This is a genomic window from Synechococcus sp. MIT2312, assembly GCF_059772315.1.
In genome coordinates this window covers 2,235,957-2,260,225 of record NZ_CM186281.1, presented here as the reverse complement: position 1 = coordinate 2,260,225, position 24,269 = coordinate 2,235,957, and the positions used below count along the sequence as shown (strand labels likewise).

Below are 24,269 nucleotides of genomic sequence, written 5' to 3'. Positions count from 1 at the left end.
TGCAAACAGCACTTGAGCTTTTTCAAGGCTCCGCTACTTTCAGACGGCTGACAGCCGTGTCCCCTGTTGGTACACATCAATCAGGTCGGGCTGACACAGTTCAAGTCCTTCGGGGGAGCGATGAGCATCCCCCTGGAACCCGGTTTCACTGTGGTGACCGGGCCGAACGGATCTGGCAAGAGCAACATCCTCGATGGAGTGCTGTTCTGTCTTGGACTGGCCAACAGCAAAGGCATGCGTGCCGATCGCCTGCCTGATCTGGTGAATAGCAATGTGCTGAAGGCCGGCAAATCAGCAGAAACGACGGTGAGTGTTCGTTTCGACCTCTCTGAATGGCAGCCTGACGCCGCTGAGGAAGGACTGGAACCGCCTGAGGAGGGTCCTTGGATCCGTTCAGATCAGACGGAATGGACCGTCACGCGCAAGTTGCGGGTGATGCCGGGAGGCTCCTACAGCAGCAGCTACAGCGCGGATGGAGTCCCGTGCAACCTCCAGCAATTGCAGACCCAGCTGCGCCGACTGCGCATCGACCCAGAGGGCAGCAATGTGGTGATGCAGGGGGACGTGACCCGCATCGTTTCGATGAGCAATCGCGATCGGCGTGGCCTGATCGATGAGCTGGCCGGTGTGGCACTGTTCGACACCCGCATTGAACAGACGCGGCGCAAACTCGATGAGGTTCAGGAGCGCCAGGAGCGTTGCCGCATCGTTGAGCAGGAACTGCTGACGGCCCGACATCGACTGGAAAAAGACTGCGCCAAAGCCAGGGCTTATCAGGAACTCAAGGCACAGCTCCAGCAGGGCCGCAGGCAGGAGCTGGTGTTGGCCTTCGAAGCAGCTCAGGCCGAGCGCCGACGCCTTCAGCAGCGACAAGAAGAGCTGAGCGCCAAAGAGGAGAGCGATGCCCGCTCGATCGAGCAACGCGATGTCAGCCTTCAGCATGCGGCCGGACGACTGCAGACCCTTCAGGAGAGCGTCAAAGCCCTTGGCGAAGACCAGCTGCTGAGTGTGCAGGCAGAACTGGCCGGGCTGGATCCACAGAGCCGCGAACTCGAACGGCAAGCAAGCCAGCATCAGCAGGAGGGTGAACGCCTGCAGGGACTGCGCCATCAGCTGCAAGCTCGCCGCGGCCAGCTGCAGGCTGAAACGGAAGACCTGCGCCTGAACACCAACAGCGGATTGCTGGAGAAAGCCGAGCAGGACTGCAGAGATGCCGAAGCAGCAGTGGAGCTCTCCAGGCGACGGCTGGGAGAGGTGGCAGGCCGCTCAGGCACCTGGCTCGAAGAGCAGAAGCAGCGCTCCAGCCAACGCCAGGAGCTTCAAGGACGCGTCACACCGCTTCAGGAGGAACGTCAACAGCTGCTGGAACGGCTCCGGCAGGACGAAGAACGACAACTTGAGCTGGAACAGGACCGAGATCAGGACGGGGCGGAAGATCAGCGGGTCCAGACCTTGCTGGAGCAGCTCGAGCAGGAGTGGCAGACGCTGCTGGAGTCGATTCGCAGCGGCAGAGATCAACTTCAGCAACTGCTGGAGTCGGTCGCGATCCAGCAACGCACCCGTTCCAGGCTCGAGCAGGAACAGACGCGGCTCGAGCGCGACATTGCGCGCCACGACAGCCGCCGGGAAGCTCTTCAGGAAAGCAGAGGCACTGGCGCACTGAGGCTGTTGCTCGAATCGGGCCTGGAAGGAATTCATGGCCATGTTGCGCAGCTTGGTGAAGTTGATGAACGCCATCGACTGGCCCTTGAAGTGGCTGCCGGCGCAAGGATGGCTCAGGTGGTGGTGGACGATGACCGCATCGCGGCTCGAGCGATTGATCTGCTGAAAAGTCGCCGCGCCGGTCGACTGACCTTCCTGCCGCTCAACAAGATCCGAGCTCCCGGCGCGGGAGCGATCGCTGCCACGGCTCGTGGACGCCGGCCCCAGGCGGATGAGGGGAGCGGCCTGATGGGACGCGCAGTCGACCTCGTCCGCTACGAAGCCATCTACACAGACGTGTTCGCCTATGTCTTCGGTGACACTCAGGTGTTCAGCGATCTGAACAGTGCCAGACAATTCCTGGGCCGTTCACGGGCCGTCACCCTCGAAGGTGAATTGCTTGAAAAAAGTGGAGCCATGACCGGCGGAAGCTTCTCGCAGCGGGGAGGCGGACTGAGCTTCGGTGCCAGCAGTGATGGCGATGAAGCGGCCCCATTGCGTCAGCGACTGCTGGAGCTGGGAGAGAGCCTGGCCGCTTGTCGGCGGGAAGAACAGAGGCTGGTGGAGGCCGCGGATCAGCAGCGGCCGACATTGCGGCAGCTGGAACAACGCCAGGCCGCTCTTGAAGCAGAACGCCAGGCCGCCAAGCGTTCCCATGGACCACTGCTTGAGCGCGTGCAGCAGCGGCAGCGCAAACTCAGCGAGCTGCAGCAGGCCGAGCAGAAACACCGCTTGAGGCTTGACCAGCTCGAAATGAGCCTGAAGCCGCTGCAAACGCAACTCAATCAGCTCAATTCCCAGGAATCCAGCCTCGAAGCCAATGGTGATGCAGAAGGCTGGCAAGCTCTGCAGCAGGACCTGGAGCGGGTGGATTCTGGCCTTGAGGCCGCACGGCAGCAACGCGATGCACTGCTGCAGAAGGAACGCGACCGACAGCTCTCACAACAGAGACTCGGAGATCAGCAACAGGCGATTGAGCAGGAGGAAACATCGCTGCAGCAGGCGGTTCAGGCGCTGTCGGAAGCGCATGGACGGTGGCGTGAACAGCAACAGGCGTTGAAGACCCGCAGGGATGCACTGGAAACTCAGCAGCAGGAACTGCAAACCCGGTTCGGGGAGGAACGACGCGCCAGAGATGAAGCCGAGGCTGCCGTGGCTGAACAGCGGCAAGCACTGCAGCAGGCCCGCTGGGAACTGGAGCGCCTTCGCGAGGAGCGCAGCTCACTCGAGGAGCAACTGCGCAACGGTGGACTGCGCTTGGAGGAGCTGCGGGCAACACTGCCTGATCCACTGCCGGAGATGACCGACGAGTTGCGTGAAAGTGGCCTGGAGAGCCTGCAGGAACGCCTGCAGCAATTGCAGTTGCGGATGGAAGCACTGGAACCGGTGAACATGCTGGCCCTGGAGGAGCTGGAAGAGCTTGAACAACGCCTCGGCGACCTGGGCGAACGGCTGGATGTGCTCAGCCAAGAGCGGGAAGAACTGCTGCTGAGGATTGAAACCGTGGCCACGCTGCGTCAGGAAGCCTTCATGGAAGCCTTTGAAGCGGTGGACAGCCATTTCCGCGAAATCTTCGCCAGCCTTTCGGATGGCGATGGCAAGCTTCAGCTCGACAATCCAGACGACCCTCTCGAGGGTGGCCTCACACTCGTGGCCCATCCCAAGGGCAAAGCCGTCAGACGCTTGGCGGCAATGTCTGGTGGTGAGAAGTCGCTCACCGCGCTCAGCTTTCTGTTCGCTCTGCAGCGCTTCCGTCCATCACCGTTTTATGCCCTCGATGAGGTGGACAGCTTCCTGGACGGCGTCAATGTGGAACGCCTGGCAGCCCTGATTGCCCGGCAGGCCGAACAGGCTCAGTTCCTGGTGGTGAGCCACCGCCGCCCCATGATCGGAGCCTCCACACGCACCATTGGGGTGACCCAGGCCCGCGGTGCCCACACTCAGGTGGTGGGACTTCCCGATGCAGCCTGAACAGCCAGCGCGGGGTCCTTGCGCCAAAATGTCACGAATCCCTCCGGCTGAGGCCCGCGGTTGAGCTTGTCGTCAACTCCGAATGACCCCCTGGCCAACGTGCCCAGTGACCGCCTCTGGTTGAGGTCGGAACTGATGGGTACGCAGGTCATCACCCGCGACAGCGGTCGGCGTCTGGGCGTTGTGGGAGAAGTGGTCGTGGATATTGACCGCCGTGAAGTGGTGGCCCTGGGATTGCGCGACAACCCGCTCACCAGGTTCCTGCCAGGCCTGCCGCGCTGGATGCCCCTCGACCGCATCCGCCAGGTGGGGGATGTGATCCTTGTCGACTCAGCCGACTCCCTGAGCGAAGGCTTTGCCGCTGATCGTTACAGCCGCATCATCAATTGCCAGGTCATCACGGAATCAGGGCAGCAACTCGGCCGAGTCCTGGGCTTCTCGTTCGACATCGAAACCGGTGAACTGACCACCCTGGTGATGGGGGCTTTGGGTGTGCCACTGCTGGGTGAAGGGGTGCTGAGCACCTGGGAGATTCCTGTCGACGAGATCGTCAGCAGCGGTGCTGACCGGATCATTGTTTACGAGGGTGCCGAAGACAAACTCAAACAGCTCAACAGTGGCTTCCTGGAAAAGCTGGGAGTGGGAGGTGCCAGCTGGGAGGAGCAGGAGAGGGAGCGCTACCGCCTCAATGTTGTGCCCGTCGAGAACCAACTCAGCTCTGGGCAGCCAGCTGAGACGGCACCACGCCAGCTTGAGGCCTCTCAGAGCGAACGGTTTGAGGCCGCACAGCCGGAGCTGGAATATGTGGAGCTGGAACAGCCACGGGAACAGGACATGCGCCGGCGCCGTTACCTCGATGAACTGCCCATCGATGAACCCGAGCCCTACAGGGAACCAGAGCGCTACTCCAGGCGCGAGCCGGAGCTTGACGATCGTCGTTACCGGACTCAGGAGCAGGTCGAACGGGCTTACCGGGAGCCCGAGCCCTCCCGCTATGCAAACCCCATCGGCGAACGTGATTCGTCCAGCTATGAAGAACGTCCCCGCTACGACGAGCGTCCCCGTCCTGCGTCCCGCCGCCCTGTGGAACGCCCCGGGGCCCCACTGGATGTGGAACCGATGGAAGTGCAACCCATTGAGCGCCAACCCCTAGACCTGGAGCCGAAAGCGCGCGAACCATGGAACAACGAGGCGCCGGAGCAGGCTTCCGGCGAACCCGTTGAAGATCCCTGGTGAATCAATCAGGACTGATCAACATCCTTGAACTGCAATGACGCGCTGTTGACGCAGTAGCGCTGTCCGGTGGGTGCTGGTCCATCGCTGAACACGTGTCCCAGATGCGAATCGCAGCGCGCGCACAGGATTTCTCTGCGCACCATTCCATGGCTGAAATCTTCCTTGGTGACGATGGCCCCGGAACTGACTCCCTGCCAGAAACTGGGCCATCCGGTACCGGATTCAAATTTGGTGCTGGAACTGAACAAAGGGATATCGCAGCAGATGCAGTGGTAAGTGCCGTCGCCCTTGTGGTTCCAGTAAGCACCAGTGAAGGCTCGTTCAGTGCCTCCTCGGCGAGCCACCTGGAACTGCTCAGGAGTCAGTTGCTGCTTCCACTCCTCAGGGGAGCGTTCAACGCGATCGCTGTCGGACGTTGATGGAGTGGTCATGCACTGATCAAAGATGCAACTCAAAAGCTAGTCGGAAAGAGCCTTTGGCAGCAGGCTTCTCACCTCTTCAGCCAGAGCCGCCACCGCTCCCGGCTGTCCGCGCAGCGCCCTGAGATCCTCACGCTGACCCTGCAGCCGCTCAGGCTGCTGCAACCAACCCGAGGCTTCGACTGCGATCTGCTCGGGTGTGATGGCGCCGACCCGCTCAGGAACCACCATCCGGCCTGCGGAAATATTCGGCCAGGCCAGCAGACCATGGTTTCTCATCCTCCAGGCGCTGAGCAGAAGACCGATCAGTCGCCGCAGTCCAGGCAACCGGGCCAACAGCCCCATCCAACCGTCCCAGGCCTGCATCACTCCCAGATGCTGGGTGGGCACCAGCACAATCATGGGCACTCCCAGAGCTCCCAGTTCAGCCGTGTTGGCACCCACCGTGGTGAGTGCCAGGGAACATTGACTCAGCACCCCATGAGCAGGAGGGTCCTCCTGAAGATGGATGAGTGTGCCGGCCTCGGTCAGCAATCGCCTCCAGGGCCAGCCATCCCCGGGGGGGAGCACCTCGCTGACACCAGCCGCATAACCCTCCGCAATGCGATTGGCAGGGCCCAGGTAACGGAGAAGGTCCTCAGCACTGGTGGTGGGGGCAACGGGCAAAAGAAATCGACAGCCAGGGCGTTGAGCTCTCAGGCGATCGGCGGTTTCAAACAGAAAAGGAACGCCCACACTGAGTTTGGCTGGTTTGGATCCCGGCAGCAGCGCCACCCATTCCCCTTCAGGCAGAGGCTCGCTTGCTCTGGCATGGCTGGACAGGTCGGCCATCAGATCGCCAACAACCCTGCAACGCGAACGAAAGCGCTTCGGCAACTGCTGTTGCACCTCCGGAGCCATCGCCGCAATGCGGTCATTCCAGCGCGGCCAACGCGCCACCCATTCGGCGTAGGTGATGTGTCGATAACCGAGTCGTGCGGAGAGCAACACACTCCAGAACTGGTCGCCACCGAGAAAGACCACCACTCCCTGAGCGGGCCAGTGGCCGAACCGAGCGGGATGAAGCAACAGAGACCAGAACTGAGCCGCAGGAATAATGCGATCAAACTGCTGCCAGCGGCCGGCAGCCTCAGCCTCCAAGCCTGTGGCGTTGGGGCATGGCACCAGAACCAACCTCAGGCCTAGAGGCGAATGCACCGCTCTCGGCCTGAGCAGCAATTGTTGATGCAGCTGTTCCGCCAGCGGGCGAACCCAGGTGCTCAGCTCTCCGGGTCCGTTGGACACGAACACCACAGAGAGCGTTGGATCCGTGGATCGGAACGTCAAGCGAAACGGATCGACTTTTGGAAGAGAAATGCGGATGGCGAGACTTGAACTCGCAAGGCCGAAGCCACACGCCCCTCAAACGTGCGTGTCTACCAATTCCACCACATCCGCGTGGTCGATTCAGCCCCTCGGGCTTCATCGGGGATCGATCATACCGGCTGGGGTGCCCGTTAATGCTCTCCCGGCTGACCTGTCAGGAGAGGGATTAACGCCCACGCACGGACACTGATACGATCCGCCCTGGCCTGGTAACTGCGGGATGCCCATCGGCAAGGTGCTGATCGCCAACCGCGGCGAAATTGCTCTCAGAATCCTGAGAAGCTGCCGGGAAATGGGGATCGCCACGGTGGCGGTTTACAGCACCGTTGATCGCAACGCTCTCCACGTTCAACTGGCAGATGAGGCGGTTTGCGTTGGGGAAGGGCCCAGCAACCGCAGCTATCTGAACGTTCCCAACATTCTCGCGGCAGCCACCTCCAGGGGCGTTGACGCCATCCATCCCGGCTACGGATTTCTGGCCGAAAACGACAAATTCGCGGAAATGTGCCGCGACCACGGCCTCACCTTTGTGGGACCGTCGCCCCACGCGATCCGCTCGATGGGCGATAAGTCCACCGCCAAAACCACCATGCAATCGGTGGGTGTTCCCACCGTTCCCGGCAGCGAAGGGCTGCTTTCAGGCACCAAGGAAGCGGCTGAACTGGCAGCCAGCATGGGCTACCCCGTGATGATCAAAGCCACGGCCGGTGGCGGAGGCCGGGGCATGCGCCTCGTCCAGAGCCCTGATCAACTCGACACCCTCTTCAAGGCGGCACAGGGAGAGGCCGAAGCGGCGTTTGGTAACCCCGGGTTGTATATGGAGAAATTCATTGACCGCCCGCGTCACGTTGAAGTGCAGGTGTTGGCCGATCGCCACGGCAACGTCGTTCATCTCGGCGAACGCGACTGTTCGATTCAGCGCCGCCACCAGAAACTGCTGGAAGAGGCACCCAGCCCTGCCCTTGACCCTGAGCTGCGTCGACGCATGGGCGAAGCGGCTGTGGCTGCAGCACGCAGTATTGACTACGAGGGCGCTGGAACCGTGGAGTTCCTGCTGGACCGCAGCGGCGGGTTCTATTTCATGGAAATGAACACCCGCATCCAGGTGGAGCACCCTGTTACTGAGATGGTCACAGGTGTTGACCTGATCACCGAGCAACTGCGCATCGCCGGAGGCGAGCCGATCAGCGTTCTTCAACAGGACATCCAGCTGCGTGGGCACGCAATCGAGTGCCGCATCAATGCCGAGGATGCGCGCCATAACTTCCGCCCCGCACCCGGACGGATCACCGGTTGGTTACCGCCTGGAGGTCCTGGCGTGCGCGTTGATAGCCACGTGTACACCGGTTATGACATCCCACCCTTTTACGACTCTTTGATCGGCAAGCTGATCGTTTGGGGAACCGACCGCACCCATGCCTTGTCACGCATGAAACGAGCCCTCAATGAGTGTGCCGTGACCGGGATCCCCACAACGGTCGACTTCCACCTGGAGATGATCGAACGGCCGGAATTCATCAACGGCGACGTCCACACCAAATTCGTTGAGCAGGAAATGCTCCCCTGAGCTGGACCTGAACGCTGGCGGTTCAAGCAATGACTTGGGAACGCATCAGGATCTGTGAAAGCACACCCTGCTGACCCACCAACAGCTCACGCACGAGACTGACCAAGCCAAGCCAAATCACCGGTGTCACATCCACACCCCCAATCGGTGCCACAACACGGCGTGTGAGGGCCAGCACAGGCTCAGTGAGCCAGATCACCACAGCCCAGACCCTTGAGTTGGAGTCGGCCTTGGGGTACCAGGTGAGCACGATCCGCATCAGAAACATCAAGCTCCATGCGGCCAGCAGCAGACCCAGGATCAGATGCACCGTCGGCAGAATCTGAAGCAGGGTCGGCGTCACAAAGCTCAAAGCAACGGGATCAGCATCGTAGAAAGTCGCCAACGATCCCTAAGATCGCTCTTGCCTTAGATCCAGGGTTTGGTTCCGGCCCGATCGCTATGACTCCCTCCCTCACCAATTTCCTTCTCAGCCTGGTCGCGGGTGCCGTGATCGTGGTGGTGCCTGCTTCCATCGCACTGTTCCTCTTCAGTCAGACCGACCAGGTGGACCGAAAGCTCTGAAGGGACTGGCGCGCTTCGTAAACTTGAATCAACAGTTCCCGGTTTCGAAGAATCCGGTGAACGCTTTTCGAGGTCCTAATCGTGGTTAACGCCAGTCTTAATTGGGCCAGCATCGTTGGCATAGTGCTGGCCGTTGGCGGCGCAATGCTGTATTTCATGCGCAGCTTCAAACCTGCTCTCGCCCGCGATTACGACGTTTTTTTTGCAGCCATCGGCCTGCTCTGCGGCGGAATTCTCTTCTTCCAGGGCTGGAGACTCGATCCGATTCTCCAGTTCGGGCAGTTTTTGTTGGCCGGCACAACGGTTTTCTTCGCCTACGAGAGCGTTCGTTTGCGAGGAATCTCAGCGGAGCAAGCACGCCGCTCGGCCTACTTCGATGACGAACCACCCGCCAGGGGGCAAGCCCCGGGAATGCGCGGCGGATACGACGACGCCTACGACAGTTTCGACGAACCTCAGCCGCTGAGACGCCGCTTCGCAGGCCAGGAATTCGACCGCAGTGAAGGCCAGGAGGACGACTTCTACCGGCCACGCCGAAATTCCAGAGCAGCGATTCCTGAACAAGCCGCCAGTCGACGACGTGGCCGCCCTGAAGAACCCTCCAGCTGGAGGCAGGACAGTGAGCAGGATCGCCGCATGGCCCGCTTCGGCAATCAAGACGACGACCGCCCATCGACCGGGCCCAGCTTTGGTGATCGCCGCAATCAGCGGGAGGATCAGCGACGCGGCAGCCGGCCCAGCGCGGCTTCTGCCCGCGCAGGAGCCTCCTCAACCTCCCCTCGCACCGCAGCCTCTCCTCGCTCATCCTCTCCTCGCTCACCCGAGGGGTCACAGGGTGCAGTGTCTCGTTCTCCCTTCATCAATCGCTCAGCAGCGGCAACCCCGCCGGGAGTTCCTCAGGGGACACCGTTCCGTCAGGCTGCTGAAGATGCGGCCTACAGCCCAAGCAGACGTCAGCCTGGCGAGGAGACCACGCCCAACACGCGTCCCCAGGATTCAGGACGAACACCTCCTCGCAGTTCGCGTCCACGGGACAACAGCTCCCGCTTCGACGACTGATCCGCCCTCCTGCGCTGCTGCTGCTGATTGGTCTGTTGATGGCCGGGTGTAGCGGCAGAACCCAGCGGGCTCCGAGTTCGCTTCTGCCTGAACAGCAACAGGAGCCCGCCCTCAGTGGAGACGGCAGCAAGCTGGCTGTGATTGTTGACCAGCGCGGCAGACCCACCGTGCAGTTGAGGAATCTTCGTGGCGGTGGTCGTCTGCCGCTGCGCCATCTCAATAGGCAACAGCCCCATAGCTCTCCTTCACTGAGTTGGAACGGTCGCTATCTGGCCGTGATCATTCAGCGCGGCAACCGACGGCTTGTCTTGATCGAAGACCGAGTCAGTGGCCGAGCCCATCCGCTTCGGCTCCCCTCAGGTCGTTCTCCCGTGCGACTGAGCCTCTCGCCGGATGCACGTCAGCTGGCGGTGCAGACCGCTGATCGAGGACGTTGGCAGGTGGAACTGCTTGATCTCAGCGGACTGCTCGAACCCGATCGACGCGGTGGTCTGCGCCGCTCAAATCCGGCGGAGCCTCAGCCATGAAAGCTCAATGGCCACGATTGACTGCACTGCTGCTTGGGCTTTGCCTGATGGGCTGTGGTCCATCAGGCCTTCGCCCTGAGCGTGGCATCAGCACTGCCCTGCAGCGCAGTTCAGACAGCCGGCGATGGCCCTCGATGGGCAACCGCTGGTTGGCGTCAATCGCCAGTCGCAACGGTCGGGAACGCGTCGAGCTTGTGGATCTGCGCAACGGTCAGCCGGTGCCGCTGCCTGGCATCAATCAGGCGGATGCCCAGCCGATCAGTGTCAGCGTCAGCGCTGATGGCAATCGCATTGCCCTGATCCGCAGCCGAGATGGACGCACGGAACTGATGCTCTACCGGCGGGGTGTGGGAATCCTGCAACGCTTACCCGTGGAACCGGCCGGTGTCCCCAGGGAGGTCAGCCTGGATGGATCAGGACGTCTTCTCGCTGTGCAGGTGAGCCGGCAGGGGCGATGGGATGTGGATCTGATCCGTTTGCCTTGATCGGTGATTGGCGCTCAGGGCACCAGACCAGACCAGTGCAGGAAGGTGTCGTGGCTCAGCGCTTCCACAAGCAGCACTGCGAGAAAGCCGATCATGGCGAAACGGCCGTTGACGCGCTCCGCATAACCGCTCCAGCCGAATGCAGGAACATCACTTGTGGTTGCCGAGGGTGTCTGGTCGGCAGCAGCCTCAGGCGGCTTCGCTGAGTCGGTCTCAGAAGTCATCGGGGATCAAACACGGCCGAATTCATAGCCTGCCGCGGGAAGCAGACGCCATCCTCCCTTGCCATCAAGTTCGAGAACCGTGTCGTGGAACTCTCGAAGAGTTGGCCTGTGGCCAACACTGATGAATGAGATTTCGCGTCGACAAAGCAGTTCATAAAGGTGCCGTTCCGTGGCGACGTCCAGAGCGCTGGTTGCTTCATCAAGCACCACCATGTGCGGAGCATTGAGCAGCAACCGGGCGAAGGCGAGACGCTGTTGCTCGCCCAGGGACAACAGGCGCGGCCAGTCCTGCTTCACATCCAGATCGGGATAGCGGTTGATCAGATCAGGCAGCCGCACTTCCTGGAGAACGGAGCGGAACTGATCAGCATCAAAGCGATCGGGCTGAAGTGGATAGGCCAGCTGTTCACGCAGGGACCCCAGCAGCATGTAGGGCTTCTGGGGGATGAAGAGCATGTCCCCGGCGGGAGGACGCTCCAGATGACCGTCACCGCTGACGGGCCAGAGTCCACTCGCCAGCCGCAGGAATGAGGTCTTGCCGCAACCTGAAGGGCCCACCACCAGCAGCCGCTGGCGGGCCTCCATGCTGAGGCTGAGGTCTTTGATCAGGACCCGGTCGCTCTGAGGAGGCACCAGATCAACATGACTCAGCAGTAGCCGACTTGCCTCGACCTCTTTGGCGTCATGCAGAGTGCCGAGTTGATCGTCTTCGCTGCGGTGGGTGATCTCATCAACCCTTCCCTGAAAGCCCTCCAGTCGGGAAATACTGGCGGAAAAGGCTGCCAGACGATCAATGTTGTTGACGATATAGCTGACGGAAAAAAGCACCTGAGAGAACGCGATGCTGGCCTGTCCGAAAACACCGAAGTCAACCTCCTTGGCGAAGTAGATGGGTGCGATAACCAGCCAGGGAAGAAAGCGAGAGAAGTAATCGTAAGAACGCTGGATCACACTGATCAGCGCCTCCCAGATGATCAGCCGGTTGTAGTTGGTGATAGCGCCGTCCAGTCGACGATTAGCCTCCTTGCCCTCCTGCTTTTCGCCGCCGTAAAAGGCAATCGACTCGGCGTTATCGCGGATATGGACGAGCCCATAACGGAAGTCGGCTTCCAGCTTGAGCTGCTGATAATTCAAGGCCACCAGCTTGCGGCTGGCATAGACAATCAGGGTGGTTCCAACAACCGAGTAGACGATCAGCAGCTGGGCGAGACGACCATTGATGCCCCACAACACAAGGATGAAACTGAAGAAGGTGAGCAGAGCTGTGATCACTTCCACCACCACACTCAAACTGGTGATTGTGAAACTGCGGGTGTCGTCAGCAATCCGCTGATCAGGGTTGTCGATATCGGAGGCGTTCTCATCGTTGGGATTGAGAACGTAGTAAGCCCGATTGGAGAGATAGCGACCCAGTAGACGCGAGCTGAGCCAGCGCCTCCACATCAAACCCACCTTGGGGATCAGATAGCTCTGGACCGCGCGAATCGGCAGCGCAAGAACCAGGCAGAACGCATAGATGGCGACGATGTTCCAGAAACTTGAAACGTCGTAGGCAACCAGTGCGTTCTCGATATTGCGGGCGATGAAACTGATGCCGACGTTGATGCCGTTGATCACCAGAATCAGCAGGGCGATCACACCGAGCAGCAACCAGGGAAGCCACCGGCCTTGCCGGAGTTTGCTGCGGAAGGCAATGAAGAAACCTGCCCCTGCCAGCGAGCAGGCGAGTACGACAGGACCGATCCAGCCTGACCAGATCGATCGAACGATCTCATCGACTCCGGGGAGGAAGCGATCCTGCAGTGTCGGGATCAGTTGATCCGTCAGGGCCACAACGAGCGTGAGCAACCCGAGCGTGACTCCGATCACCACAAGCAGCAGTGAGAGCACCAACAACAGGAACTGCCAGGTGCGAGTTTCCTCCACAGGGAGGAAATAGGGCTGGGCCAGGCGCTGCAGCTTGCCCAGCTGCGCACCCAGTCCCTGGGCAGGACGCCGAGGGGTGGTTGTCATGGAGCCATTCTCACTGAATCTGCATCAACCGGGGGGCCAATCCAGTGCACGACCTCCAATCACATGCACGTGCAGGTGAAACACGGTCTGACCAGCAGCGGAGCCGCTGTTGATCACCGTTCGCCAATCCTTGAGACCCTCCTGCTTGGCTACTCGGGCTGCAACCAGCAGGAGATGTCCCAGCAGAGCGGCATGCTCTTCGCCGACATCCTGAAGACCCACGACCGGTTCACGCGGGATCACCAGGACGTGAACGGGTGCCTGGGGAGCGATATCGCGAAAGGCGAGGCAATGCTCATCGCTGTAAACCTCATCGCAAGGAATCTCACCCCGCAGGATGCGAGAAAAGATCGTGTCCTCGGCCATGGCAAAGGGTCTGGGGGTAGTGCAGGTGATGGGACAGGCAGGGAATCAGATCCCTGCACCGCTTATCAATCCAATGCTGGCACGCTGCCTCAGTGCGTCCCTGCTCGGTTTCGACGCCATTCCTGTGACCGTCGAAGTGGACCTGGCTCCAGGGTTGCCAGGCCTGCAGCTGGTGGGCTTGCCGGATACCGCCATCCAGGAGTCGCGGGAGCGGGTGAGAGCCGCTCTGCGCAACAGCGGATTTCGCGGCCCTCTCGTGCGGGTGGTGGTGAATCTGGCACCTGCAGACTTGCGCAAGGAAGGTCCCGCCTTCGACCTCCCCATCGCATTGGCTTTGCTGGTGGCGAGTGGACAGCTCGATGCACCTGTACTCAATGGGCTTTGGTGTGCAGGAGAACTGGGCCTGGATGGCAGCATCAGGCCCTGCCGCGGGGTCCTGGCCATCGCTTGCCAGGCGGCTGAGCAAGACGCCCGCGCCCTTGCCATATCGGCAGATGATGCAGCTGAGGCCTCGCTGGTAACCGGGCTGCTGATCCGCAGCGCATCCACACTTCGAGAGCTCGTGGAAGGTCTTCGCAGTGGCCAAGCCGGAGTGCATCAACGCTGCAGCCAGTCGGCACAGCCAGCCCTTCAGCCAACCGCTTCAGCCTCTGAATCAAACAAGCAACTGCTGCACCTTCCTGGACAAGATCTCGCTCGTCAGGGACTCGCCATCGCGGCTGCAGGCGGTCACCATCTGCTGTTGGTGGGTCCGCCTGGGTGCGGCAAAACAGTTCTGGCAAAGCAGTTGCCGTCTCTGCTTCCTCCTCTGGACAGGGAGGAAGCCCTGGAAATCACCCGCCTGCATTCGATTGCCGGACTCATCCGTGGGAAAGGGCAGCTGATCCAGCAACGACCCTTTCGAAGCCCACACCACAGCGCAACAGCTGCCGCATTGCTTGGAGGGGGTTCCCATCCCCGACCAGGAGAAGTCAGCCTCGCTCACGGTGGAGTGCTGTTCCTGGATGAACTGACCGAATTCCCTCGATCAGTGCTCGACCAGCTACGCCAGCCCCTCGAGGAAGGCGTGATCTGGCTGAGCAGAGCAAGGCTCAGCTGCCGCTTCCCCAGTCGGGTGACCCTGGTCGCTGCCGCCAATCCCTGTCCTTGTGGATGGTCAGGCGATCGCCGCTGCATCTGCAGTGAGCTGAAACGTCGTCGCTACTGGGGGCGGCTGTCAGGACCACTTCTCGACCGGATGGATCTTCAGTTGAAACTCGAACCAGCAGAGCCCGAGAGTTTGCGGCGCAGCATGGCTGAGAAGTCCCCAGAGCAGGATCCGATGTTCAACGCGGCCTCAATCCATTGCGCCAGGGAACGAATGCGTGAGCGCAATCCTGACGGTCTGACCAACAGGGAACTCAATGCCGAAGGCCTGCAGCGTCATGGACTGTTCAGGACAGAGACCATCTGCCACTGGGAGGAGGTGATCCGGGCACGACGTTTGAGCATGCGCAGCGGCCTCCATCTGCTGCGGGTCGCCAGGACAATGGCCGACCTCCGTGCCAGTGACCAGGTAACCATTGAGACTCTGGCCTCTGCCCTTCGTTTCAGAAGTTTCGATGTTGCTGAGCCATGGAGCTGACCAGAGCCCAGGCAACATCGAACTCAACTGGTCATCGAACTGACCTGGGATCATCCCGATAAGGCTGAGGTCCGATGGCCGGAGGAACGGTCATCTTCTCCTCCCTGGGATTTCCCATGGCATGGGAAAGGGTTTCAGCCATCCAGGAGCGGAATGCATTGATTGAGCGACCCATGGTGTTGATTCCTCAATTCTTCCTTCAGTCTCGACAGGACAGAGGAGGAAGCCAACAGGCCGAAATACGGATTTTTCGGCACTTTTCAAACGACTGAAACTGCACCAACAACGCGATGAGACCTGCAGCGGCTCATCTCCCGAAGCTGGTTCAGCGGCGGCGGCGACGCTGCTGAGCTTTGCGCTTGTACTTCTCGATCGGTGTTTCGTGGTGACGCAGACGCTTGAGGTCAGCGAAGATTCCAGCCTTGGAGACCTGACGCTTGAAGCGACGCAACGCCGATTCGATGCCTTCGTTTTCGCCGACCGTGACCTGAGTCATTCAACAAGCAAGAGATTTCCAGCGCACTAACCTAGCAAGTGACCTCAAGGGGTCTATTCGGTTTCGTCAGGGACAGCCGTCTCAGCTGCACTGCCTGAATCGGACTGCACGCCATCGCGGTACACATAGAGATGTCCGAGGGTGCGCTTCCCGTATTGACGGCGCATCAGCCGCCAGCCGGGCTCGAGCTTCAGCTGAACGAAGCTGTTGCCGAAGCCACCTGCTCGAGCCACCAAAAAAGTGGGCTCCGATGGATTGCGCGTGGGCACAGCCATCAACTGAACGTCATTCGCTGACTTGATGACCGTCAGGCGGTAGCGGGTGCCCAGGTCATCAGCGCCGATGCGCAGCGAGTAGCCGTTGCCGTCGATATAGCGATTACAGATTCCTGTGAAATCAAAGGTTGCCAGCAACGGATCCACGACTCCTGGAGCCACGCCAGTCACCGAGTAGCAGGGACGAGCACTCGTGCGTTGCTCATAGATGTTCAGCTGGGATCGTTCACCGGAACCGATCGGAGCCGAAACCAAAACAAACTTGGTTTGATCGACCTCGGCGGTCGTGAACAGGGAACCCTGAGCACGCACCGAGGAGATCAGTCCTGTGGCGACAGTGGCACCGAAAACCGAAAGAGCGGCAGCGGCGATCCGTAAACGGGCCATCGAAGCAGAAGAATGTGTCTGGATCGTAAAAGTGCCGAGGCTCTTCGGCTGCCTTGATCAGGCCGGTTTGTTGAGTCGAATCGCAACCAGAAGTGACCCAACCGTGGCCGGGAGTGTCAGCCCGAGGATCCATCGGGTGAGGGTGACCCCCAGATCGGGATCGCCATAGGCAAGTTCGAACACGCTTCCTGTGGCAGCAATACCGAGCACACAGGCCAGGGCAAGAAACAGCCCTGCAAGAGGTTTCATCGGCATGGAATCAGGAGATGGCACGCACGTCGGACGACTGGAAGCCGTGGTCCTTGAGCTCCTTGAGAAGTCCGTCTTTATCCGTGACCCGATCGACGAAAAGCACACCATTGAGATGATCAATCTCGTGCTGAATGCAGCGGGCCATCAGGCCATCGGCTTTCATCGTGCGCGGGCGACCCATCTCATCGCGGAAACTCACCTGCACCGCGGTGGGTCTCACCACATCCAGATAAACCCCCGGAATACTCAGACAACCTTCTTCGTAAGTGTCGAGCCCTGCACTGGCGGAAATGATTTCGGGGTTGATCAACACCAGGGGTGGTGTGCTCGGGGTTTCCGGATCGAGATCGATCACCAGCAACTGCTTGTCGACGCCCACCTGGGGAGCGGCCAGGCCGATGCCACGGGCTGTGTACATGCTGCGCAGCATGTCTCTGGCAAGGTCCCTCACCGATTCATCCACTTTGCCGACACGACGGCCTTCGACCCTGAGAGCTTCAGCACCAAGTTGGTGAATGTGAAGCGGAGGAGAATCCAGAGGCTTCTTGGGCACGGCCACTGAAGAGCTGGTCTTCTCGGCGGATCGTGCCAACTGGGCGAAGCTCCTGGCCAAGGTCTCAACCTGAATCAAAACTGTGCTGATCTTAGGCAGTCTTCCCATTTGCATCCGATTGCAGCTATGAGCAGCTCTCAGCCCCTGTCCGCGAGGACCGCCCTCGGACGCCAGCCGGTGCTGAAAGCGCCTCAGGTTCTGGGAAACTGGGTGTTGTGGCTGGAGCAGCGCCCTCAGGAAAAAGGGCGGACAACGGCCATGATCCGGCCCTGGAAGCAGTCAGGCAAATCGGCGAAGGAGCTGACGCAGGCCCCAGCCAACCTTCGCTGCAGGATTCATGAATACGGCGGTGGCGCGATGGCCGCTGCCCAGATGGGGGACCAGCTGCTGCTGAGCTGGATCGATGACAGCGACCGCTGTCTATGGCTGCAGATCTGGAGGGGAATGCGCGGTGAGACCTGCGAAGCGCTCACGGCGGAAACCGAGCCGATGCGGATCAGTGCACCAGGTGACAGAGCTCTGGGGGGAGGCCTGATTGATCAAGACCGGCTGCACTGGCTGGGCGTGATGGAGCGCGATGGGCGTGACTCTCTGGTGAGCTTTGCTCTGAATCAGAGCGATCAACAGCCACAGGTGCTTCACGAGGCGGATGATTTCATTGGCTATCCAGCGCTCAGCGCGGATGGAAATCAGCTGGCCTGGGTGGAGTGGTGTCAGCCCGCCATGCCCTGGGATGCCGCCGAACTGCGCTGGGCCCAGATCACCCGGGGGGGTCTGCTGAAACAGGTGCGAACGCTGGCGGGGAGCAGACCGGATGCAGAGCAAAAGGTCTCCGTGTTTCAACCGCTCTGGCAACCGGATGGAAGCCTGATCGTCGCCGAAGACAGCTCTGGCTGGTGGAACCTGATGCGGCTTGCCGACCCCGCCAGCGGAATGCGCAACTGGGAGCGTCCCTGGCCCATGCAGGCGGAAACCGCCATGCCCCAGTGGGTGTTTGGCATGAGCACCAGTGCCTGGGATGGCGAGCAGTTGCTGGCAGCGATTTGCTCTGAAGGTCGCTGGGAGCTGAAGCAGCTGAAAGGCGATGGCACGACCCTCAGCCTGGACCAGCCCTTCGATGATCTGGCCGATCTCCATGCCGATGCAGGACGGGCCGTGGTGATCGCCAGCAGCTCCCATCTCGGCCAGGGCCTGCTGGAGCTGGAGTTGAGCACCGGTGATTGGCAGCACACTCCGGCCGGCGAGGCCGCTCTGCCGATTGAAGCCATCAGCAGCGCCGAACCGTTGTGGTTTGAAGGCGCCGGCAAGCTGCGCACTCACGCCTGGTACTACCCGCCCCTGGGTGGGGCCAGCAGCGAGACGCCCTTGCTGGTGAAAAGCCACAGCGGACCAACCGCCATGGCTGGCCGCGGCCTCAGCCTTGGCATCCAGTTCTGGACCACCCGAGGCTGGGGGGTGGTGGATGTCAATTACGGAGGATCCACAGGATTCGGGCGGGCTTACCGGGAGAGGCTGAACGGTGGCTGGGGGGTAGTGGACGTCCAGGACTGCGCCGCGGCGGCACGGGCTCTTGTGGAGGCCGGCCATGCCCATCCGCACAAGATCGCCATCGAAGGAGGCAGCGCCGGTGGGTTCACCACCCTGGCCTGCCTCTGCTTCACCGATGTGTTCCGGGCAGGAGCATGCCGCTATGCCGTCAGCGACCTCACATCTCTGGCCTCGGAGACACACCGCTTTGAGGCCCGCTATCTCGACTCGCTTGTGGGAGCCTGGCCTGAGGAGCAAGCACGCTACGAGCAGCGCTCACCGCTCCAGCATGCGCAATCCATTCACTGCCCGGTGATCTTCTTCCAGGGCCTGCAGGACAAGGTGGTGGTGCCGGAGCAAACGGAACGCATGGCCGCTGCTTTAAGCAGCAACGGGATTCCTGTTGAGGTGCAGACCTTCCCAGAGGAAGGTCATGGCTTCCGCGACAGTGCGGTGAAGGTGCAGGTTCTGGAGGCAACGGAACGTTTCTTCCGTCGTCAGCTCGGGCTCTGGTCCGCCTGACCGTAGTGAAGGCCGCGGAACTGGGCATGCACCGCCTGCATCTGCTGCTTGGAGAGCAGTGGGGGCTCCCCCAACTGCAGAGCCTGCAGATACATGCGCGCCAGAGTCTCCACCTCAACCGCCACTCGTAGTGCGGACTCCAGATCTTTCCCCAGCGTCACCATTCCGTGCCTGGCCAGCAGACAAGCATTGCGTTGGGCCAGAGCATTCACCACGTTGTCGGAGAGTTCCTTCGTCCCGAAAGTGGCATAGGCAGCACAACGGATCTCATCACCGCCGGCCACCGCAACCATGTAGTGAAATGCAGGAATGCCGCGGTCATGGCAAGCCAGTGCCGTGGCATGGATGGGGTGGCAATGCAGCACAGCCATGGCGTCGTGGCGGCAGCTGAGCACATCCGCATGCAGGCGCCATTCCGACGACGGTCGCCGCTGCTTCTCTTTCAGAGGTTGTCCAGACAGATCCAGTGCCACCAGATCACCAACCTCCATCTGTTCATAGGGAAGGGAACTGGGAGTGACCAGAATCCCCCCCTCAATCCGGACCGAGAGGTTGCCGGACGTGCCCTGGTTGAGGCCTGTGCCATTCATGCGGCGGGCCACAGTCACCAGCTGCTGCCGCAGCGCCTGATCATCCAAGCGATCAGCCACAGCCATACAGGCTTTTCAGCCCCTCCTCACTGGCATCCGCCACACCCCGATCGGTAATCAGCCCAGTGACCAGCCTGGCAGGGGTCACATCAAAGGCAGGGTTGAAGCCAGCACTGCCATTGGGTGTGAGCTGCACCTGCGCGAGAGTGCCTTCAGCTGGTCCATCGAGCAGTCGGCCCTGAATTGACGTGACCTCCTGAGGGGAGCGGGCTTCGATCGGAATCTCCGCCACCCCGTCATCCAGGTTCCAGTCGATGGTTGATGCGGGGAGCGCCACATAGAACGGCACCGCGTTGTCATGGGCCGCCAGAGCCTTCAGATAAGTCCCGATCTTGTTGCAGACATCTCCACGGCGGGTGGTGCGATCCGTTCCCACAATCACCGCATCTACTTCACCGTTCTGCATCAGATGACCTCCGGCGTTATCCACGATCACGGTGTGGGGAACTCCTTCTCTGCCGAGCTCATAGGCCGTGAGCGATGCACCCTGGTTGCGGGGTCGGGTCTCATCCACCCACACATGAAGATCCAGACCGGCGCGTCGGGCCTTGTAAATCGGGGCTAACGCCGTACCCCAGTCAACCGTGGCGAGCCAGCCAGCATTGCAGTGAGTCAACACCTGAAAAGGCTTGCTCTTGCGGGCTTCCGGCCTAGCCGCCGCGAGCCGCTGGATGATCTCCAGGCCGTGGTCACCGATGGCGGAGCACATGGCCACGTCCTCATCTGCGATCAAACCGGCCTCCTCCCGAGCGGCAGTAGCCCGTTCCGCCGTAGGCAGCGGCAACACACGATCACGCACACGCTCCAGCGCCCAGCGCAGATTCACCGCTGTGGGGCGCGTGGCATTGAGCTGATCAAATGCCGCCGCCAGGGCTGCATCAGTGGCGTCAGTCTGCAAAGCCAGCATCAGGCCGTAGGCACCGGTCACCCCGATCAACGGAGCACCTCGAACCACCATGGTGCTGATGGCCGCAGCCGCCTGCTCACAGCTGCTGAGGGTGCGGGTTCCGAAGCGATGAGGCAACTGGGTCTGATCAATCACCCAGACCGAGCGACCGTCCGGTTCCAGTCCGATGGTGCGCCAGGCCTGACCGTCAATATTCATCCGGATCGCATGGATAGACCAGGGCCAATCTGCCTGTCCGCTTCACAACATCCCTGCCATGCGCTCAATCTGTCCTGGCAGCAACCCATGGCCAGGGCCATGACGATGGCTCAGGAATTATCACGGAAGAATGTGACCACGCTCTGCAGCTCATCGGCGAAGCGATCGATCTCCGCCGTCGTCGTGATGAAGCTGAGACTGGCACGGGCTGAACCGGTGACTTGATAGTGGCGGTGCAGTGGCTGACAGCAGTGATGTCCGCTGCGAATGCAGATCCCGGCAAGATCGAGCATGGCAGCGATGTCGTTTGCGTGGACACCATCCACTAAAAATGTGGCGAGAGCTCCACGACCAGGCTGTTGCTGAGGGGTTGGACCAAGAATGCGCAGACCGTCAATCGCCTGCAGACGCTTGAACAGATGCAGCGTGAGTTGCGCTTCCCAGGCGGCGATGTTGTCGAGACCGATCTGCTCGAGATAGTTGAGTGCAGCGCCCATCCCCACGGCCTCACCGATGGCGGGCGTGCCGGCCTCGAACTTGTACGGAAGATCAGCCCAGGTGCTGTGATCCAGATACACGTCCTGAATCATTTCTCCACCCCCTAGGAAAGGGGGCATCGAGTCCAGCAGGGCTTCTTTCGCCCAGAGGAAACCCATCCCGGTGGGTCCACAGAGCTTGTGCGATGAACCCACAAGGAAATCAGCTCCCAAATCCGACACCGAGGTGCGGTGATGAGCAAGGCTCTGACATGCATCCACCAACACCAATGCACCGGCTGCATGCGCTGCCGGGATCACCAGTTCCAGAGGATTACAACAACCCAGGGTGTTGCTGATGTGCACAAGGCTGACCAGTCGTGTGCGATCGCTGAGCTTGGAACGGAAATCGTCAAGATCCAGCTCTCCTGTTTCGGTGACCCCGACATGACGCAGAACACAGCCCGTTCGCTGAGCCAGTAGTTGCCAGGGCACCAGGTTGCTGTGGTGCTCCATCAACGTGAGCAGAATCTCATCCCCTTCACGCAGATTGGCGTTACCCCAGCTGCGAGCGACGAGATTGATCGCCTCTGTGGCGTTGCGGGTGAACACAATCTCCTGTGGACCGGCCGCTCCGATAAAGGCGGCGGTGGTGGCACGTGCCGCCTCAAAATCCTCGGTGGCCCTGGCACTGAGCTGGTGTGCACCTCGATGCACATTGGCGTTGTCACAGGAGTAGTAAGCCTGCAGCGCTTCGAGAACCACCCGGGGTTTCTGGCTGGTGGCGGCGTGATCGAGATAAATCAGAGGGTCGCCCTGGGACGATCGCTGATCGAGAATCGGGAAATCAGAACGAGTCCGTTCCGCTAGAGAGACGCCGGTATCACTTGAAAGAGTGGTCATAGGGGTCGAGAGGGGTCAGCGATCGCTCCGGAGGCCATCCAGGCCTTGGCAGCAAGTGGCAGACGATCCAGCACTTCGCAACAGAAACCTCTCAGTAGCAGTGCAGCTGCTTCGTCGCCGTCAACTCCGCGACTGCGAAGGTAGAAGAGTTCCTCCTGCTGAAGCTGGCTGATCGTGGCGCCGTGTGCACACTTCACATCGTCGGCAATGATTTCCAGCTCAGGCTTGGCATCAACACGAGCACGCCGCGAAAGCAGCAGGCTGCGACTGAGTTGGGCTGCGTCCGTCCGCTGCGCAGCTCTGGGCACCTGAATGGCGCCATTGAAAATGCTGTGGGAACGATCAGCCGCAACAGCTTTCTGCAGCTGATCGAGCTCACCCTCGGGACCACCGAAACGCATGCTGCTGTGCGTCGCGAATTGTTCATCAGCTGTTGTCAACGACAGGCCATGGATCCCTGTAGTGGCCTGCCCCTCGAGCTGCAGCACACGCGGTTCAAACCTTCCGAAACGCCAGCCTCTGCAAACACTCGTCAGCCCGTATTGACTGCCTGGTTCCTGCTCGATGGCCAGATGCACCATCAACGATGCATCGCCTGAACCACTGGCGAGAACACCGTGACGCAAGCGGGCGTTTTGTCCAAGATGCGCCTCCATCACATGGCTATGAGCGCATGGTCCATCAGATGATGAGGACCCTGATGGGATGACCTGCAGCAGCTCAAGCTCCGCATTGTCCTCCAGCAGCAACAACACCCTGGTGGCAGTCAGTCCAACACCGCTGGCAAGCACAAGTTCCAGAACAGGCACCTTGCCGCAAACCCGCAGAGCGAGGACGTGCTGGCTGTGGGCATGGTTGAGCTCAACAGGCCAGGCCTCCGCACAGCCGCAGTGATCCAGGGTCTGACCGAGGGAGCGATTCAGCTCAGCATCAGTGAGTGGGCTCACACCCTCCGGAAGAGAAACGCCGTCCAGAGGATCCCTCTGTCCTCCGAGCACCAGCCGTGTCACGCCATCTGACACCTCAGGCATCGAGGGGTCGGAGATCTCGCTGACCTCGGGAAGTGTGGCTAAAGCCCCAAGACGTTTGAGATCGGTGAGGCGCCAGGCTTCCTGTTTACGGGTGGGCAATCCCAGCCGCTGGAGGGCTTCCCGTCCTCGCTGCTGCACCGGTGCCAGCACACTGCTCACCATGATCAGGCCACTCCCTCAGCGGCAAGCTGCTTGTCAACCCAGTCGTAGCCGGTTTTTTCCAGCTCGATAGCCAGATCACGGCCGCCGGTGCGCAGGATGCGGCCGGCGGCCATCACATGCACGTAATCGGGGGTGATTTCATCGAGCAATCGCTGGTAATGGGTGATCAGGATCGTGGCGTTCTGCTCATTGGAAAGCTGATTCACACCACCTGCCACGATGCGCAGGGCGTCGATATCCAGACCGGAATCGGTTTCATCCAGGATCGCCACCACCGGCTCCAGCAGCGCCATCTGCAGAATTTCATTGCGCTTCTTCTCACCACCGGAGAAGCCCTGATTCACGCTGCGCTCGAGGAATGCAGGATCCATCTGCACCACCTTGAGCTTCTCGCGCACGTGGTCTTCAAAGTCAAAGGTGTCGAGTTCTTCCTCGCCCCGCTTTTCGCGCCGGGCGTTGGTGGAGACGCGCAGAAATTCCAGATTGCTGACGCCGGGGATCTCAACTGGATATTGAAAGCTCAGGAACACACCAAGTCGGGCACGCTCTTCTGCCTCCAGTTCGAACAGGTCTTCTCCGCGGTAACGAACACTGCCGCCGGTGACCTGATAAGCGGGATGGCCGGCCAGAACCTTGGAGAGGGTGCTTTTACCGCTGCCGTTGCGGCCCATGATCGCGTGAATTTCACCGGCTCTGATCTGCAGATTCACACCTTTGAGGATGGGCTGATCCTCCACAGATGCATGCAGATCATTGATGTCGAGAAGAAGCTCAGCGTCGGTGCGAATCACAGAAAAAAGGAACAGGGA

The 24,269-nt window shown here is 60.7% G+C and carries 25 protein-coding genes and 1 tRNA gene; 9 read left to right on the top strand and 17 right to left on the bottom strand.

Annotation, left to right across the window (positions count from 1 at the left end; all coding sequences use genetic code 11):
* The first annotated feature begins 66 nt into the window (after positions 1–66).
* Together smc and AC6EI9_RS12360 are read left to right on the top strand one after the other, a co-directional pair.
* Positions 67–3,672: a chromosome segregation protein SMC gene (smc, locus tag AC6EI9_RS12365; protein WP_498468025.1), complete on the top strand. Its 3,606-nt coding sequence runs from the start codon at positions 67–69 to the stop codon at positions 3,670–3,672.
* 60 nt (positions 3,673–3,732) lie between these two features.
* Positions 3,733–4,908 carry a PRC-barrel domain-containing protein gene (locus AC6EI9_RS12360; RefSeq protein ID WP_498468024.1) on the top strand — a complete coding sequence of 392 codons (1,176 nt, stop codon included), beginning with the start codon at positions 3,733–3,735 and terminating at the stop codon, positions 4,906–4,908.
* Between the two features lie 5 nt (positions 4,909–4,913).
* Here the strand turns inward: AC6EI9_RS12360 and msrB are convergent, their stop codons facing one another.
* The 3 genes from msrB to AC6EI9_RS12345 all read right to left on the bottom strand — a co-directional run bounded on the left by msrB (position 4,914) and on the right by AC6EI9_RS12345 (position 6,764).
* Positions 4,914–5,339, bottom strand: a complete 426-nt coding sequence (gene msrB, locus AC6EI9_RS12355; protein WP_498468023.1) for a peptide-methionine (R)-S-oxide reductase MsrB — start codon at positions 5,337–5,339, stop codon at positions 4,914–4,916.
* Between the two features lie 27 nt (positions 5,340–5,366).
* Positions 5,367–6,653 (bottom strand): glycosyltransferase family protein, encoded by a 1,287-nt coding sequence (locus AC6EI9_RS12350; protein ID WP_498468022.1) that lies wholly within the window; start codon positions 6,651–6,653, stop codon positions 5,367–5,369.
* A 29-nt stretch (positions 6,654–6,682) separates the two neighbouring features.
* Positions 6,683–6,764, bottom strand: a tRNA-Leu gene (locus tag AC6EI9_RS12345).
* A gap of 148 nt (positions 6,765–6,912) precedes the next feature.
* Here AC6EI9_RS12345 and accC point away from each other — a divergent pair.
* Entirely contained in the window at positions 6,913–8,259 is a 1,347-nt protein-coding gene (accC, locus tag AC6EI9_RS12340) for an acetyl-CoA carboxylase biotin carboxylase subunit (RefSeq protein ID WP_498468021.1), read from the top strand.
* Between the two features lie 22 nt (positions 8,260–8,281).
* On the opposite strand, the gene AC6EI9_RS12335 is transcribed toward accC, so the two are convergent.
* Positions 8,282–8,611 (bottom strand): YggT family protein, encoded by a 330-nt coding sequence (locus tag AC6EI9_RS12335; protein WP_498470066.1) that lies wholly within the window; start codon positions 8,609–8,611, stop codon positions 8,282–8,284.
* Positions 8,612–8,700: 89 nt separating this feature from the next.
* Between AC6EI9_RS12335 and psbX the strand changes: the two genes are divergently transcribed.
* The 4 genes from psbX to AC6EI9_RS12315 all read left to right on the top strand — a co-directional run bounded on the left by psbX (position 8,701) and on the right by AC6EI9_RS12315 (position 10,894).
* Positions 8,701–8,823 carry a photosystem II reaction center X protein gene (gene psbX / locus AC6EI9_RS12330; RefSeq protein WP_066910860.1) on the top strand — a complete coding sequence of 41 codons (123 nt, stop codon included), beginning with the start codon at positions 8,701–8,703 and terminating at the stop codon, positions 8,821–8,823.
* Between the two features lie 81 nt (positions 8,824–8,904).
* Complete coding sequence (locus tag AC6EI9_RS12325; RefSeq protein WP_498468020.1) at positions 8,905–9,882, top strand: Ycf66 family protein; 978 nt, start codon at positions 8,905–8,907, stop codon at positions 9,880–9,882.
* Between the two features lie 38 nt (positions 9,883–9,920).
* The gene (locus AC6EI9_RS12320) at positions 9,921–10,409 is read left to right on the top strand and encodes a TolB family protein (protein WP_498468019.1); all 489 of its coding nucleotides are present in this window, start codon (positions 9,921–9,923) and stop codon (positions 10,407–10,409) included.
* Positions 10,406–10,894: a TolB family protein gene (locus AC6EI9_RS12315; protein ID WP_498468018.1), complete on the top strand. Its 489-nt coding sequence runs from the start codon at positions 10,406–10,408 to the stop codon at positions 10,892–10,894. Before AC6EI9_RS12320 ends, AC6EI9_RS12315 begins: the two co-directional genes overlap by 4 nt.
* Before the next feature lie 14 nt (positions 10,895–10,908).
* On the opposite strand, the gene AC6EI9_RS12310 is transcribed toward AC6EI9_RS12315, so the two are convergent.
* From AC6EI9_RS12310 to AC6EI9_RS12300, 3 genes are read right to left on the bottom strand one after another with little or no spacing between them, the layout of a single operon-like run.
* Positions 10,909–11,118 carry a CAB/ELIP/HLIP family chlorophyll-binding protein gene (locus tag AC6EI9_RS12310; RefSeq protein WP_498468017.1) on the bottom strand — a complete coding sequence of 70 codons (210 nt, stop codon included), beginning with the start codon at positions 11,116–11,118 and terminating at the stop codon, positions 10,909–10,911.
* Positions 11,119–11,124: 6 nt separating this feature from the next.
* Positions 11,125–13,131, bottom strand: coding sequence for an ABC transporter ATP-binding protein/permease (locus AC6EI9_RS12305; protein WP_498468016.1), 2,007 nt, complete (start codon positions 13,129–13,131; stop codon positions 11,125–11,127).
* 24 nt (positions 13,132–13,155) lie between these two features.
* On the bottom strand, positions 13,156–13,497 hold the full coding sequence (locus AC6EI9_RS12300; RefSeq protein WP_498468015.1) for a histidine triad nucleotide-binding protein: 342 nt from the start codon (positions 13,495–13,497) through the stop codon (positions 13,156–13,158).
* A 73-nt stretch (positions 13,498–13,570) separates the two neighbouring features.
* On the opposite strand from AC6EI9_RS12300, the gene AC6EI9_RS12295 reads away from it, so the two are divergent.
* Positions 13,571–15,121: a YifB family Mg chelatase-like AAA ATPase gene (locus AC6EI9_RS12295; RefSeq protein WP_498470065.1), complete on the top strand. Its 1,551-nt coding sequence runs from the start codon at positions 13,571–13,573 to the stop codon at positions 15,119–15,121.
* Between the two features lie 31 nt (positions 15,122–15,152).
* Here AC6EI9_RS12295 and AC6EI9_RS12290 read toward each other — a convergent pair whose 3' ends face one another.
* The 5 genes from AC6EI9_RS12290 to def all read right to left on the bottom strand — a co-directional run bounded on the left by AC6EI9_RS12290 (position 15,153) and on the right by def (position 17,144).
* On the bottom strand, positions 15,153–15,296 hold the full coding sequence (locus AC6EI9_RS12290) for a hypothetical protein (RefSeq protein WP_498468014.1): 144 nt from the start codon (positions 15,294–15,296) through the stop codon (positions 15,153–15,155).
* A 150-nt stretch (positions 15,297–15,446) separates the two neighbouring features.
* The gene (gene rpsU, locus AC6EI9_RS12285; RefSeq protein ID WP_006043142.1) at positions 15,447–15,617 is read right to left on the bottom strand and encodes a 30S ribosomal protein S21; all 171 of its coding nucleotides are present in this window, start codon (positions 15,615–15,617) and stop codon (positions 15,447–15,449) included.
* Between the two features lie 53 nt (positions 15,618–15,670).
* Positions 15,671–16,279: a DUF3747 domain-containing protein gene (locus tag AC6EI9_RS12280; RefSeq protein ID WP_498468011.1), complete on the bottom strand. Its 609-nt coding sequence runs from the start codon at positions 16,277–16,279 to the stop codon at positions 15,671–15,673.
* A 57-nt stretch (positions 16,280–16,336) separates the two neighbouring features.
* Positions 16,337–16,534, bottom strand: coding sequence for a hypothetical protein (locus AC6EI9_RS12275; RefSeq protein WP_066910887.1), 198 nt, complete (start codon positions 16,532–16,534; stop codon positions 16,337–16,339).
* 4 nt (positions 16,535–16,538) lie between these two features.
* Complete coding sequence (gene def / locus AC6EI9_RS12270; protein WP_498470064.1) at positions 16,539–17,144, bottom strand: peptide deformylase; 606 nt, start codon at positions 17,142–17,144, stop codon at positions 16,539–16,541.
* A gap of 66 nt (positions 17,145–17,210) precedes the next feature.
* On the opposite strand from def, the gene AC6EI9_RS12265 reads away from it, so the two are divergent.
* Positions 17,211–19,133 (top strand): S9 family peptidase, encoded by a 1,923-nt coding sequence (locus AC6EI9_RS12265; RefSeq protein WP_498468009.1) that lies wholly within the window; start codon positions 17,211–17,213, stop codon positions 19,131–19,133.
* On the opposite strand, the gene AC6EI9_RS12260 is transcribed toward AC6EI9_RS12265, so the two are convergent.
* From AC6EI9_RS12260 to sufC, 5 genes are all read right to left on the bottom strand, one after another.
* Complete coding sequence (locus tag AC6EI9_RS12260) at positions 19,109–19,789, bottom strand: class II aldolase/adducin family protein (RefSeq protein ID WP_498468008.1); 681 nt, start codon at positions 19,787–19,789, stop codon at positions 19,109–19,111. The genes AC6EI9_RS12265 and AC6EI9_RS12260 overlap by 25 nt on opposite strands.
* Positions 19,776–20,888, bottom strand: coding sequence for an S-methyl-5-thioribose-1-phosphate isomerase (mtnA, locus tag AC6EI9_RS12255; RefSeq protein ID WP_498468007.1), 1,113 nt, complete (start codon positions 20,886–20,888; stop codon positions 19,776–19,778). Before mtnA ends, AC6EI9_RS12260 begins: the two co-directional genes overlap by 14 nt.
* Positions 20,889–20,998: 110 nt before the next feature.
* Positions 20,999–22,267, bottom strand: a complete 1,269-nt coding sequence (locus tag AC6EI9_RS12250; protein ID WP_498468006.1) for a SufS family cysteine desulfurase — start codon at positions 22,265–22,267, stop codon at positions 20,999–21,001.
* The gene (locus tag AC6EI9_RS12245) at positions 22,264–23,460 is read right to left on the bottom strand and encodes a SufB/SufD family protein (protein WP_498468005.1); all 1,197 of its coding nucleotides are present in this window, start codon (positions 23,458–23,460) and stop codon (positions 22,264–22,266) included. Before AC6EI9_RS12245 ends, AC6EI9_RS12250 begins: the two co-directional genes overlap by 4 nt.
* 2 nt (positions 23,461–23,462) lie before the next feature.
* Positions 23,463–24,251, bottom strand: coding sequence for a Fe-S cluster assembly ATPase SufC (gene sufC / locus AC6EI9_RS12240; protein ID WP_498468004.1), 789 nt, complete (start codon positions 24,249–24,251; stop codon positions 23,463–23,465).
* Between the last annotated feature and the right edge of the window lie 18 nt (positions 24,252–24,269).

Bases quoted from the DNA above. Each gene is read 5' to 3' on its own strand.
- msrB (WP_498468023.1), bottom strand. From the start codon at position 5,339: ATGACCACTCCATCAACGTCCGACAGCGATCGCGTTGAACGCTCCCCT.
- accC (WP_498468021.1), top strand. From the start codon at position 6,913: ATGCCCATCGGCAAGGTGCTGATCGCCAACCGCGGCGAAATTGCTCTC.
- psbX (WP_066910860.1), top strand. From the start codon at position 8,701: ATGACTCCCTCCCTCACCAATTTCCTTCTCAGCCTGGTCGCGGGTGCC.
- AC6EI9_RS12320 (WP_498468019.1), top strand. From the start codon at position 9,921: ATGGCCGGGTGTAGCGGCAGAACCCAGCGGGCTCCGAGTTCGCTTCTG.
- AC6EI9_RS12315 (WP_498468018.1), top strand. From the start codon at position 10,406: ATGAAAGCTCAATGGCCACGATTGACTGCACTGCTGCTTGGGCTTTGC.
- AC6EI9_RS12310 (WP_498468017.1), bottom strand. From the start codon at position 11,118: ATGACTTCTGAGACCGACTCAGCGAAGCCGCCTGAGGCTGCTGCCGAC.
- AC6EI9_RS12305 (WP_498468016.1), bottom strand. From the start codon at position 13,131: ATGACAACCACCCCTCGGCGTCCTGCCCAGGGACTGGGTGCGCAGCTG.
- AC6EI9_RS12300 (WP_498468015.1), bottom strand. From the start codon at position 13,497: ATGGCCGAGGACACGATCTTTTCTCGCATCCTGCGGGGTGAGATTCCT.
- AC6EI9_RS12295 (WP_498470065.1), top strand. From the start codon at position 13,571: ATGCTGGCACGCTGCCTCAGTGCGTCCCTGCTCGGTTTCGACGCCATT.
- AC6EI9_RS12290 (WP_498468014.1), bottom strand. From the start codon at position 15,296: ATGGGTCGCTCAATCAATGCATTCCGCTCCTGGATGGCTGAAACCCTT.
- rpsU (WP_006043142.1), bottom strand. From the start codon at position 15,617: ATGACTCAGGTCACGGTCGGCGAAAACGAAGGCATCGAATCGGCGTTG.
- AC6EI9_RS12280 (WP_498468011.1), bottom strand. From the start codon at position 16,279: ATGGCCCGTTTACGGATCGCCGCTGCCGCTCTTTCGGTTTTCGGTGCC.
- AC6EI9_RS12275 (WP_066910887.1), bottom strand. From the start codon at position 16,534: ATGCCGATGAAACCTCTTGCAGGGCTGTTTCTTGCCCTGGCCTGTGTG.
- AC6EI9_RS12265 (WP_498468009.1), top strand. From the start codon at position 17,211: ATGAGCAGCTCTCAGCCCCTGTCCGCGAGGACCGCCCTCGGACGCCAG.
- AC6EI9_RS12260 (WP_498468008.1), bottom strand. From the start codon at position 19,789: ATGGCTGTGGCTGATCGCTTGGATGATCAGGCGCTGCGGCAGCAGCTG.
- mtnA (WP_498468007.1), bottom strand. From the start codon at position 20,888: ATGAATATTGACGGTCAGGCCTGGCGCACCATCGGACTGGAACCGGAC.
- AC6EI9_RS12250 (WP_498468006.1), bottom strand. From the start codon at position 22,267: ATGACCACTCTTTCAAGTGATACCGGCGTCTCTCTAGCGGAACGGACT.
- AC6EI9_RS12245 (WP_498468005.1), bottom strand. From the start codon at position 23,460: ATGGTGAGCAGTGTGCTGGCACCGGTGCAGCAGCGAGGACGGGAAGCC.